Annotated in this window: 11 protein-coding genes; 3 read left to right on the forward strand and 8 right to left on the reverse strand. The window is 60.6% G+C overall.

Translation table 11 applies throughout. The features are described 5' to 3' along the window. Positions 1-251: 251 nt before the first annotated feature. From ELH03_RS31620 to ELH03_RS31650, 7 genes are all read right to left on the reverse strand, one after another. Positions 252-590, reverse strand: coding sequence for a hypothetical protein (locus tag ELH03_RS31620; RefSeq protein ID WP_128400711.1), 339 nt, complete (start codon positions 588-590; stop codon positions 252-254). 95 nt (positions 591-685) lie between these two features. Beyond that, the gene (locus tag ELH03_RS31625) at positions 686-1,783 is read right to left on the reverse strand and encodes an ABC transporter substrate-binding protein (RefSeq protein ID WP_128400712.1); all 1,098 of its coding nucleotides are present in this window, start codon (positions 1,781-1,783) and stop codon (positions 686-688) included. A gap of 51 nt (positions 1,784-1,834) precedes the next feature. Further along, a complete protein-coding gene (locus tag ELH03_RS31630; RefSeq protein ID WP_128411202.1) occupies positions 1,835-2,875 on the reverse strand; it encodes an ABC transporter permease in 1,041 nt (346 codons plus the stop codon). An 18-nt stretch (positions 2,876-2,893) separates the two neighbouring features. Continuing rightward, the gene (locus tag ELH03_RS31635) at positions 2,894-4,390 is read right to left on the reverse strand and encodes a sugar ABC transporter ATP-binding protein (RefSeq protein WP_128411201.1); all 1,497 of its coding nucleotides are present in this window, start codon (positions 4,388-4,390) and stop codon (positions 2,894-2,896) included. A 107-nt stretch (positions 4,391-4,497) separates the two neighbouring features. Beyond that, the gene (locus ELH03_RS31640; RefSeq protein ID WP_130767334.1) at positions 4,498-5,391 is read right to left on the reverse strand and encodes an NAD(P)-dependent oxidoreductase; all 894 of its coding nucleotides are present in this window, start codon (positions 5,389-5,391) and stop codon (positions 4,498-4,500) included. Beyond that, positions 5,381-5,938, reverse strand: a complete 558-nt coding sequence (locus tag ELH03_RS31645; protein WP_130767335.1) for a gluconokinase — start codon at positions 5,936-5,938, stop codon at positions 5,381-5,383. Before ELH03_RS31645 ends, ELH03_RS31640 begins: the two co-directional genes overlap by 11 nt. A 13-nt stretch (positions 5,939-5,951) precedes the next feature. Beyond that, positions 5,952-6,716, reverse strand: a complete 765-nt coding sequence (locus ELH03_RS31650) for an SDR family oxidoreductase (protein ID WP_130767336.1) — start codon at positions 6,714-6,716, stop codon at positions 5,952-5,954. Between the two features lie 135 nt (positions 6,717-6,851). Between ELH03_RS31650 and ELH03_RS31655 the strand changes: the two genes are divergently transcribed. Beyond that, positions 6,852-7,793 carry a 2-hydroxyacid dehydrogenase gene (locus ELH03_RS31655; RefSeq protein WP_130767337.1) on the forward strand — a complete coding sequence of 314 codons (942 nt, stop codon included), beginning with the start codon at positions 6,852-6,854 and terminating at the stop codon, positions 7,791-7,793. A 10-nt stretch (positions 7,794-7,803) separates the two neighbouring features. Continuing rightward, positions 7,804-8,835, forward strand: coding sequence for an L-idonate 5-dehydrogenase (locus ELH03_RS31660; protein WP_128400718.1), 1,032 nt, complete (start codon positions 7,804-7,806; stop codon positions 8,833-8,835). A 106-nt stretch (positions 8,836-8,941) separates the two neighbouring features. Here the strand turns inward: ELH03_RS31660 and ELH03_RS31665 are convergent, their stop codons facing one another. Then, on the reverse strand, positions 8,942-10,018 hold the full coding sequence (locus tag ELH03_RS31665; protein ID WP_105010430.1) for a LacI family DNA-binding transcriptional regulator: 1,077 nt from the start codon (positions 10,016-10,018) through the stop codon (positions 8,942-8,944). 203 nt (positions 10,019-10,221) lie between these two features. Here ELH03_RS31665 and ELH03_RS31670 point away from each other — a divergent pair, with 203 nt between their 5' ends. Continuing rightward, complete coding sequence (locus ELH03_RS31670) at positions 10,222-11,148, forward strand: SMP-30/gluconolactonase/LRE family protein (protein WP_130767338.1); 927 nt, start codon at positions 10,222-10,224, stop codon at positions 11,146-11,148. The last annotated feature ends 51 nt before the right edge of the window (positions 11,149-11,199 follow it).

Below are 11,199 nucleotides of genomic sequence, written 5' to 3' on the forward strand. Positions count from 1 at the left end.
AAATCGATAGACTATTTAGTTTAATAAACGCGTTGCTGGTGGAAAATTGTCCCCAAAAGTCGAGCAACCGGAACGATCGCATCCGGTGCCTTCGCAGGATGATCGGGATTAGCAGGCGTGAAAAAAGCGCCTGGGACGCTCGTCCGCGGGCGCTTTACGGGTCTTTGTTCAAACCCTAGTTCTTAACTTAGGGCCGGGAAGCGGACCAGAGCAGTCGCCCGGGCCGTCGCAGACGTCGGGCTTGCCTGCTGTCAGGCGCTATGCGGTGCGTATTCGTTGGCCGCGAATACGTGATGATGCACCTTGCCCGTAAAGAGCTGCAGGAGTTCGCCGGTGACCTCGCGGCTCTCAGATCGCACATCCGAGAGAAGTGCTGCGTTCACCGCATCCATATCGGGATAACGAATGGCCAAGGCCATGGCATAGACCGGGGCGCCTTCGTCGCGCTCCATCCCGTCCAGCACCCGGATTTCCTCGGCACCCGGAAATTTCGTCCAGAGAGGCACGAGCCGCTGCCGCACGAATTCGCGGAATTCGACTTCTCTGCCGGGATGGATTTCGCCTTCAAACAAAGCATAACGAATGATCATAGGGTCTCTTTTCCAAAACTCGCCGGAGCTGGATCGATGTTGGTGGGCCGTCGTAAGATCAGGGCGTATCGGTCGATACGCCCTGATTGGGAGGGTTATTTGCCCCAGATTTTCTTGTATTGATCGCGATAGCCGTTGTCGGGATCGAAGCTGTTCTTCGGTCCACCGTCAAACTCGACGTTCTGGCTGGTCACCACATGGAGCGGAGACACATAGCCAGACCAGGGAGCACCCGCAAAGGCACGGTTCAATTCGTCGACGAGCTGCCAGCCCTGGAGGTTGAGCGGCTCGGCGACCGTGACGGCCTGGAACTGCTTGGCGCGGATACGCTGATAGGCGCTCTCCGAACCGTCGCCGGCTGCGACGTTCACCGGCTTTCCATCGCCTGCAATGCCGGCCGAGGCGAGCGAAGGTCCCATGAAGTCGTAATAGAGGTCGTTGATCGCCAGAGAATGCGTCCACTTCGCGCCATACTTCTGCAGAAGCGACGTGGTGAGCTGCGGCATGCGTTGAGAGGTTTCGGCAATCGGCGTGTCGACATATTCGAGCACCGTGCCGCCGAGATCCTCGATCTCCTTCTTCATGCGATCGGCCTTGGCAATCGCGATGGCATAGGTGGAGTCGGTGAAGATGATGACGCCCGGCTTGCCGCCGGCATCGGCAAAGGCCCAATCCGCCGCGGACTTCGACACTTCCATCGCATCGGTGGTCACGTTTGCGAAGACACCGACCTCGGGGACCGGACCGACGGCCGAGGCGGCGTGCCAGGAAACCATCGGAATGCCGGCAGCCTTGGCTGCTTCCATCGCCGGCTTCTGTTCGACCGCGTCAAAGCCGTTGATGATGATGCCATCCGGCTTCAGCGCCATGGCCTGGCCGAACGCCGCGGTCCGCCCGCCGATCGAACCGGCGCCGTCAAGCGCCTTCACCGTCCAGCCGAGCGCGCCCGCCGCTTCCTGAACGCCATTGACCACGCCGAGGATGCCACCATTCTTCATATCGGCGGCGAGAATAACGATGTTCTTTCCCGCAGCGCCCTTGGGGCCGCTCGTCGGGCCATCCCAGGCGCTCACCTTGGAAGCATACTTTTCGACCACGGCCTTGGCGTCGGCCATGGAATCGGCCAATGCCGGCATGCTCAGCATAACGGCGACGGTTGCGACCGTTGCCTGCAATAACGTTCTGCGCTTCATGTTCACTCCTCCATTTTGTTTGTTGTGAAATGCCGGGATGAGCCGGCATCCTCATTTGGATGCGGGTGTGATCCTCCTCACAGCTCCGCGCTTGCGCTGGGCGTAGCCTGCTATGCCGATGGCAATCAGCAGGGTCACGCCGTTGAACAGCGGTTCGACGAAGAACGACCCGCCGAATTGCTGAATTCCTGATATTCCGACCGCCAGGATGATGACGCCGATCAAGGTGCCCCAGACATTCACCCGGCCCGGCTTGATCGTTGTCGATCCGAGGAACGCGCCGACAAGCGCCGGCAAGAGATATTCGAGGCCGACGCTCGCCTGGCCGATGCGCAGCTTCGAGGCGAGAAGAACCCCGGTCAAGGCCGCCAGCAGCCCCGAGGTGACGAAGGCGCCGATCACGAATTTGCGGACCGGAATGCCATTGAGGGCCGCGGCCTTGGGATTGGCGCCGATGGCATAGAGATACCGGCCGATCGGCAGGTATTCGAGCACGATCCACATGCAGATTGCGATCAGGAGCACGTAGAAGCCGGTGATCGGCAGGCCGAACAGCATGGTGCCGTTCAGCGCATAGAATCCCTCCGGCAAGACGCCGACCACCTGCCGCCCGCCGGTGTGCCAGAGGGCAAGCGCGTATAGAACCGTTCCGGTGCCGAGCGTCGCGATGAAGCTGTCGATTTTCGCGACCTCAACCAGCAGACCGTTGATGAAGCCGGTCAGAACGCCGAGCGCGAGAACGATGACGACCGCGACCGGCCAGGGCAGGCCGTAGGCCGTCTGCAGGCTGATGGCAAGAATGTGCCAGAGCACGATGCCATAGCCGACGGTCAGATCGATGCGACCCGATGCCATCGGGATCATCGCGGCGAGCGACAGAAGCGCAATGATTGCCTTGTCGGACACGATCGAGCGGACGTTCAACAGGGTCGGGAAGGTATCGGGCAGAAGGATCGAGAAGATGACGATCAGCCCGACGGTCAGGATCACCAGCCCATAAACCGGGATCAGGCGTCCGATCTTCTGTCCTGCCGACAGACCGGCCATTTCGCTCTTGGTCGGCTCCAGAGCCGTGGATTCAATGGATTGCATGGCTGTTCTCCCGATGGCTCAAGCGGCTTCCGACGCGGATGCGGCCGTGATGACCGCCTCCGTCGTCAGAGCGCTTCCAGTCAGTTCGCTGACGATTTTCCCGCGCGAGAAAACCAGCGCGCGGTGGCAGATATGGGCGATTTCCTCGAAGTCCGTCGACACGACGACAACAGCGAGGCCGGCCTCGAGCGCCTGGGTGATCAGACGGTAGATCTCCGCACGCGCTCCGATATCGACGCCGGCGGTCGGATCTTCTGCGACCAGCAGCTTGCGGCCGGTCGCCAGCCAGCGGCCGACGACCACTTTTTGCTGATTGCCGCCCGACAGGGCCTCTACCGGCAGATCCGGGTCGTTCGGCCGCAGGCCGACGGAATGGCCGATCTTATGGGCAAGATCGGCTTCGCCGCGCGGCGACAGGAAGGACAAAAGCCCACGTCCGACGGCTCCGGGATTGAGGTAGGTATTTTCCCGAATGGAAAGCGAGAGCGCCACGGATTCCTCCGTCCGGTCACGGGCAATCAAGCCGATGCCCGACGCCATGGCGCGCAGCGGGCTGGAAAGGTCGGGGGCCTCGTCATGCAGCAGAACCGAGCCGTTGAAGGGCTCGCAACCGAACAGAGCGCGACCGATCCGTTCCTGACCGGCGCCACGCAATCCAGCCAGGCCCAAAAGCTCGCCCTCGCGGATATCGAACGATATCGCGCCCGTGCCGGCGCAAACGAGATCGCGAACCTTGACGATCGCCTTGCCGGGCGTGATCGGCGTCTTGGAAAAGAGGCTGTCGCCGCTGCGGCCGATGATCATCGTCACCAGCTCGTCGGGGGTGGTCTCGCTGACGGGCTTCTGTCCCACCATGCAGCCGTCGCGCAGAACGGCGACCCGATCGGCAATCCGGAAAATCTCGTCCAGCCTGTGCGAGACGTAGATCATGCCGACGCCGCGATCCTTTAAGGGGCGGATCGCATTGAACAGCCGATCGACTTCATCGGCGGGAAGGCTCGCCGTCGGCTCGTCGAGCACCAGCACGTCGGCTTCGACGGCAAGCGCACGGGCAATGGCGACGAGCGACTTTTCGGTGCGCGACAGCGCCGAGACCCGCGTCGTGGGGTCAAAATCGCAACCAACCAGTTTCAAGGCTTCCTTGGCGCGTGCCTGTGTCCTGTTCCAATCGATCAGGCCGCGACGCATCGAGAACCCCTGCGACAGGCCCATGTTCTCGCCGACGGTCATCCACTCGATCAAGCCGAGATCCTGGTGGATGAAGGCAACCGGCTGCCGCTCGTTCGGCTTCGGGGGACGATGATGGTAGCTCTGGCCGCGAAAAAGGATGTCGCCGGTATCGGGTTTGTAAATGCCCGCAAGCGTCTTGATGAGCGTCGACTTGCCGGCGCCGTTTTCCCCCAGCAGCGCGAGAATTTCGCCCTCGCGCAGATCGATCGAGACGTCCCGCAGCGCCTGCGTGCCGCCGAAGCTCTTGGTGATCGACTGGAACTCCAGCAGTCTCTTGGCTTCCACTGTGGCTCCTCCCAAAGCTGCGGTTGTCATTGATTGTATGTTATCGATAACATTTATCGATGGTCAAGCGGAAAGATGACGATCTCGAATTTCCCCGGAAATTGGCGTCAGCCGGCTTGAAATCCGTCGAGAAGACGCATCATCTCGGCGGAGTCCTTCGGCCCGAGGCCGGCAGCGCACAACAGGCGGTGAATCTCGACTACCGAGCCGGTCATCGGCAATGGCGTCTTCGTCTTCAGTGCAAAGGCCTGAAGTGAATCCAGGTCCTTCAACATGTTGTCGATTCGGCCTGTCGGCGAGAAATCCCGGGCAGCGAATTTTGCCATGAATTCCTGCATTATCCGGTTGTCCGCCCTGCCGCCGGCAAGGGCTGCCGGAATGGCGGCCGGATCGACGCCGCCGGCTTCAGCGAGTTTGACCGCCTCCGCGACGGCCTGAAACAGCACGGCGCAAAACAGCTGATTGATCAGCTTCGTCGTCTGCCCGGCGCCCGATGCACCCATCAGCGTGTAATTGGCGGCAAGATGCCGCATCACCACGCGCGCCCGTTCGAAATCCTCAGCGCTGCCGCCCGCCATGATCGTCAGGCGTCCACTCAACGCACCGGGCACGCCACCGGAGAGCGGGCAATCCACCCATGCCATGCCCGTTTCCCGACGGAGCCGCATCGCCATGTCGGCTGTGTCGGCCGGGTCGATGGAGGACATGTCGATCAGCACCTTGTCGGCATTTGCCGCCGCCACAACACCCTTTTCGCCGAAGACGACAGCGCGGACAATATTTGCGTGATTGAGGCTCAGCACACAAAACGCCGACCGTGAGACCGCTTCCTCCACGGAGCCAGCCGCGCGTGCGCCCTTGACCTGCAAAGCCGCGACTTTTTCGGTATCCAGGTCGAAGACGGAGACCTTATGCCCGGTTTCGATCAATCGGGTGACGATCGCCGTTCCCATGATGCCGGCACCGATGACGGCGACATCTGCTCTGTAGTCATCCTGCATGATAATCTCCTCCCTTGACGGCCATGCCGCTCAGCCGCTGGCAAGCCAGCGCCACAATATCATCCAACGCATTATCGATCGCCACTGTCACCACACCAGCTTCACCGGTCGGCGGCTCCAGCGTCTGCAGCTGGCTGTCGAGCAGCGATGCCGGCATGAAATGGCCCTGGCGAGCCTGCATCCGCGACAGCAACAGGTCGCGGGATCCTTCGAGGAAAACAAAGGCTAGACGCCCACCCGCCGACTGCCTCAACCTGTCCCGATAGCTTCTCTTCAGCGCCGAACAGGAAATCACCAATCCTTGCGACGTTTCTTGCGCGGTCCTTATTTCCTCGCCGATCCGGTCGAGCCAGGGCAGGCGGTCGTCGTCGGTCAGCGGTATGCCCTGCGCCATCTTCTCGACATTTTGAGCCGGGTGGAGCTGGTCGCCCTCCAGAAACAGCACGCCGTTTTGAGCGGCGACACGTTCTCCAACCGAGGATTTGCCGCAGCCGCTGACGCCCATGACGACGACGGCCAGCGGCGGTGCCCTTTTCTCGAAGTCCATGGTCTCGTCTCTATCAGAGGCAGGTCGTGATGCCGCCGTCGACATAAAGCGTGTGCCCGTTGATGAAGGACGAGCCGCGGCCTGACAGGAAAACGGCGGCACCCACCAGCTCCTCGACATTGCCCCAGCGTCCGGCCGGCGTCCGCTTCTCGAGCCAGGACGAGAACTCGGGATTGTCGACGAGTGCCTGATTGAGCGGCGTCTTGAAATAGCCCGGCGCAATCGCGTTGATCTGCAGACCGTACTTGGCCCAGTCGGCGCACATGCCGCGGGTCAGATTGCGCACCGCGCCCTTGGTCGCGGTGTAGGGAGCAATGCCGGGGCGCGCCAGTTCGCTTTGAACGGAGGCGATGTTGATGATCTTGCCCTGTCCGCGGGCGATCATGGGTTTGGCCGCTGCCTGGCCGACGTAGAACACGCTCGAAATATTGGTGGTCAGCAGCAGCTCCCATTTGTCCGCCGGAAAATCTTCCAGCGGCGTGCGAAACTGCATGCCGGCATTGTTGATCAGGATGTCGAGCGGCCCGATATCGGTTTCGATCGCGTCTATGCCTTCTTTGGCAGCGTCCTTGCTGGTCACGTCGAAGATCGCCGCATGGGCAGACAGGCCTTGATCCTTGAGGCTCGCGACCGCGCGTTTGACGCTTTCGGGCGTGCGGCCATTGATGATCACCTCGGCGCCATGCTGCGCCAGGCCTTCGGCCAGGGCATAGCCGATCCCCTGGCTCGAGCCGGTGATCAGGGCACGCCGTCCGGTAAGATCAAACAAATTCTTCATGTAAATCACTCCTCCGGTCTCGCCGCAGGCGACGGCTTCAACTGCCGCTGACGGTGAAACTCACTTGACATCCCTTTTCCGAATTATATGTTATCGATAACATAATCAACTGTCAAAATGCGGGATGGAAACGGAATGCCTGAGGTAGAAATCTTGATGGCCGGAGCTTATCCGGAATGGGACATGGTGGATCTGGAGGCAAACTATCGCATCCATCGCCTCTGGGAAGCGGCGGACCGGCACGAGCTGATTTCCAGGGTCGGCAAGGATATCCGCGCCATAGCGACCCGTGGCGAACTCGGAGCGTCCGCAGAGCTGATGGCGCAATTGCCGAAACTGGAAATCGTCTCCTGTTACGGCGTCGGCACCGACGCAATCGACCTGTCCTATGCCCGCGCCAACGGCATTCGCGTCACGAACACACCCGATGTGCTGACCGAAGATGTCGCCGATATCGCCATCGGACTGCTGCTTGCCACGGCAAGGCAGATCCCGCAGGCCGATGTTCTCGTGCGCTCCGGCCAGTGGGGCAATGTCGCCATGCCGCTGGTGACGCGTGTCTCGGGCAAGAAGGTGGGGATCGCCGGCATGGGGCGGATCGGCAAGGCGATCGCCAAGAGGGCTGCCGCTTTCGGCTGCGACATCTCCTATTTCGCCCGCCATGATCACAAGGATGTTGCTTACGCCTACGAGCCCGACCTGATCGCGCTTGCGGGTTGGGCCGACTTTCTGATCGTCATCGTCCCCGGCGGGGAGGCGACCATGAAGATCATCAATGCTGAGGTGCTTAGAGCGCTCGGTCCGAACGGCATCTTGATCAATGTTTCGCGCGGGACGACCGTCGATGAAGAGGCGCTGATCGCAGCCCTTCAAGACCGCACCATTCAGGCTGCTGGTCTTGATGTCTTCCTGAACGAACCGAGGATCGATGCGCGTTTCCTGACGTTGCAAAACGTCGTGTTGCAGCCGCATCACGGCTCTGGCACTTTCGAAACCCGCAAGGCCATGGGCCAACTGGTCAGAGACAATCTCGCTGCGCATTTTGCAGGTAGCCCGCTTCCAACTCCCGTCGTGTGAGGGTCCCGATATGAAAGCCATCGTCATTCATGCCGCCAAGGATCTGAGGATCGAAGAGCGCGAGCCGGAGGTTGCGGGCGCCGGGCAGGTAGAGATTGCCATCGAAGCCGGCGGTATCTGCGGTTCCGACCTGCATTATTACAATCATGGCGGTTTCGGCACCGTTCGCCTGCGCGAGCCGATGATCCTCGGCCATGAGATTGCCGGAACGGTCAAGGCGCTGGGCTCCGGCGTCACCGACCTTGCCGTCGGAGACCGTGTTGCCGTTTCCCCAAGCCGGCCGTGCAACCATTGCCAATATTGCCTGAAAGGACAGCAAAACCACTGCCTCAACATGCGGTTTTACGGCAGCGCCATGCCGATGCCGCATATTCAGGGCGGTTTTCGCCAGCGGCTGGTGGCAGAGCGTTGGCAGTGCCACAAGGTCGCGGACGGCATTTCCATTCACGAGGCCGCCTTTGCCGAACCCTTTGCGGTGACGCTGCATGCGGCAAACCGCGCCGGGTCGCTATTGGGCAAACGGGTGCTGGTCACCGGTTGCGGCCCCATTGGGATGTTGGCGATCGTTGCGGCCCGCGTCCTCGGCGCCCGTGAGATCGTCGCGACCGACGTGACCGACAGCGTTCTGGCAATCGCCCGCACCAGCGGCGCGGATCGAACGATCAATGTTGCCACGCATGCTTCCGACCTTGCGGCTTACAGCGCTGACAAGGGATACTTCGATGTCATGTTCGAGGCGTCAGGCAATGAGCGGGCCGTGCGTGCGGGCCTGGAGACGCTTAAGCCCCGAGCCGTTCTCGTACAACTCGGCCTTGGCGGCGATGTCTCTATTCCGCAGAACATGATTGTGGCGAAGGAAATCGAGATGCGCGGGACATTCCGTTTTCACGAGGAATTTGCGCTCGCCGTCGAACTGATCAACGCGCGTCGCGTCGATCTGAAGCCGCTGCTCACAGGTGTTTTCGGGATCGAAGAGGCCGTCGCCGCCTTCGAATTGGCAGGCGACCGCAGCAAGTCGATGAAAGTCCAGATCGCCTTTTGACCGACTGCGTAGTTCCTTAGATCGGAATCGATGTAAGGATAAAATTGTCTATTAATTCAAACCGTTACAGCGCGCGCATCTGAAAAGACGCGCGGCGCTGTGGTGTTCAGGCGGTCGGCGCGCCGTTGCGATCCGTGCTTTCGCGCAAGACAACCTTGTAGCCGGTCAATGTGATCTCATCGCCAGTCGCCTCGCCACTTTGCAGGGCATGCAGCAGACGGGCGGCCGCCTGGCGACCGATGCCATAACAATCGACATTGATGGTGGTGATGCGCGGATGACAGATGGACGAGATCTCGTAATCGCCGAAACCGGCAATGGCGATGTCCCGCGGAACCTTCATTCCCCGGCGCGTGCATTCCATGATGGCGCCAAAGGCGGAAAGGTCGGAGACGCAGAGAACCACTTCCGTGTCCGGCCAGCGCTCCAGCAGACTGACGATTGCCTGGCCACCCTGTTCCATCGTGATAGGCGGGACGCCGAAGGAAATCATCCGTCCCGGTCCGAGGCCGAGTTCTTCGACAGTTTTCTGGAAACCGCTGCGCCGCTGGCTGCCGCGCGTATCGCGCGCCGTCGTTCCGCCGATATAGCCGAACTTCCGATATCCCTGGCCGGCAAGTGTCCGCACCAGCAAGGCCATCGCCTCGCTGTTGGAAAAGCCGACGACCTGATTGATCGGATCTTCCGGAAGTTCCCAGGTCTCGACAACGGGAATGCCGGCTTTTGCGAGCATGCGCCGCGCGCGCGCCGTGTGCGAACCACCGGTCAGGATAATGCCTTCAGGGCGGCGGCGCAGCATCGCCTCGATCAGTTCTTCCTCTTTCTCCGCCGAATAGTCGGTATAGCCGAGAAGGAGTTGAAGGCCGGTATTCTGCAGCGCATCGGTAATGCCCCGCGCGGTGTCGGAAAAATTCGAATTGTTGATCGAGGGCACCAGGGCGGCGATGAAGCCGCTCCGCCGCGACGAAAGACTGCCGGCCGACAGATCGAGCACATAGCCGAGCGCATCGACGGCTTCCATGATACGCTTCCGGGTCTCCTCGGAAACGCTCGCATCCTGGCGAAAGGCACGCGAAACGGTCATGGCAGATACGCCGACATATTTGGCGACCTCCGCCATCGTCAGCTTTTGAGCGTCTCCCGGCTTGAGACGCTTGTCTTTCGGCTCATCCTCGTTTTTCACTGGTCTCCGCTTTCACAAAGCTTCCGAGTTGGGCAATTCAACACACGATAAAGTTATCGCTATCATCGCACAATCGATTTTATTGCAGGGATGTACCGTTCCGAAGTCGAAAAACCAAGATTCTCGGCGTATGAAGGCCTGTACGACGGCCTCAAAACACGACTATATGATATCGATAACAATTGATGATACGGAGGAGCATCATGTTCGGGCAAATTGACGGTACAGGGTTTGAGGTTCTCGACCCGCGCTTTGAAAGCTGCTTCGTGGGTCACGCTCGCGCCGAGCGGCTTTGGACGGGTGGCCGCTGGCTGGAGGGGCCGGCCTGGTTTGCCGCCGGGCGGTATCTGGTTTTCTCGGATATCCCCAACAACCGGATGATGCGTTACGACGATACCAGCGGGCACACATCGGTATTCCGCGCACCCAGCAACAACTCGAACGGCAACACTGTCGATAATCAGGGACGGCTCATCACCTGCGAGCATCTGACGCGCCGTGTCACACGGACGGAATTCGACGGCACGATCACCGTTCTGACCGATCGAATTGCAGGCAAGCGGCTCAATTCTCCAAATGACGTCACCGTCAAGTCCGATGGAACCGTCTGGTTCACCGACCCAAGCTACGGCATCCTCCACGACTATGAGGGCGACTACGGCGAAGCGGAAATCGGCGGATGCCACGTCTACCGGCACGATCCGGCGAGAGGCACGACCGATCAGGTGACGTCCGATTTCGTCAAGCCGAACGGGCTGGCTTTTTCCCCGGATGAGACAGTGCTCTACATCGCCGATACCGGCGCAACGCACCTGCCCAGTGGTCCGCGTCATATCAGAAAGCTCGCAGTCTCGAATGACGGGAGGCTGACCGATCTCGGCGTTTTCGCAGAATGCACCTCAGGTCTGTTCGATGGTTTTCGGGTGGATCGCAAGGGCAGGATATGGACAAGCGCCGGCGATGGTGTGCACGCCTATGATCCGGATGGAACGTTGCTCGGCAAGATCCGTATTCCCGAGGGCGTCTCCAACGTCACGTTCGGTGGAGACAAATTGAACCGTCTCTTTATCACCGCGAGCACGTCTCTCTACGCTGTTTATCTCACGGCCAACGGATCGAGACTGGGATAACGCCGAAAGAGGCCGCCTTCCGGGACGGCCTCTCGTTTGCCGCGGTTTTTA

Origin of the sequence: Rhizobium beringeri, from assembly GCF_004306515.1 — a bacterium.
GTDB lineage: Bacteria > Pseudomonadota > Alphaproteobacteria > Rhizobiales > Rhizobiaceae > Rhizobium > Rhizobium beringeri.

Excerpts from the sequence above, each read along its gene's own strand:
- ELH03_RS31620 (WP_128400711.1), bottom strand. The coding sequence starts at position 590 with ATGATCATTCGTTATGCTTTGTTTGAAGGCGAAATCCATCCCGGCAGA.
- ELH03_RS31625 (WP_128400712.1), bottom strand. The coding sequence starts at position 1,783 with ATGAAGCGCAGAACGTTATTGCAGGCAACGGTCGCAACCGTCGCCGTT.
- ELH03_RS31630 (WP_128411202.1), bottom strand. The coding sequence starts at position 2,875 with ATGCAATCCATTGAATCCACGGCTCTGGAGCCGACCAAGAGCGAAATG.
- ELH03_RS31640 (WP_130767334.1), bottom strand. The coding sequence starts at position 5,391 with ATGCAGGATGACTACAGAGCAGATGTCGCCGTCATCGGTGCCGGCATC.
- ELH03_RS31645 (WP_130767335.1), bottom strand. The coding sequence starts at position 5,938 with ATGGACTTCGAGAAAAGGGCACCGCCGCTGGCCGTCGTCGTCATGGGC.
- ELH03_RS31650 (WP_130767336.1), bottom strand. The coding sequence starts at position 6,716 with ATGAAGAATTTGTTTGATCTTACCGGACGGCGTGCCCTGATCACCGGC.
- ELH03_RS31655 (WP_130767337.1), top strand. The coding sequence starts at position 6,852 with ATGCCTGAGGTAGAAATCTTGATGGCCGGAGCTTATCCGGAATGGGAC.
- ELH03_RS31660 (WP_128400718.1), top strand. The coding sequence starts at position 7,804 with ATGAAAGCCATCGTCATTCATGCCGCCAAGGATCTGAGGATCGAAGAG.
- ELH03_RS31670 (WP_130767338.1), top strand. The coding sequence starts at position 10,222 with ATGTTCGGGCAAATTGACGGTACAGGGTTTGAGGTTCTCGACCCGCGC.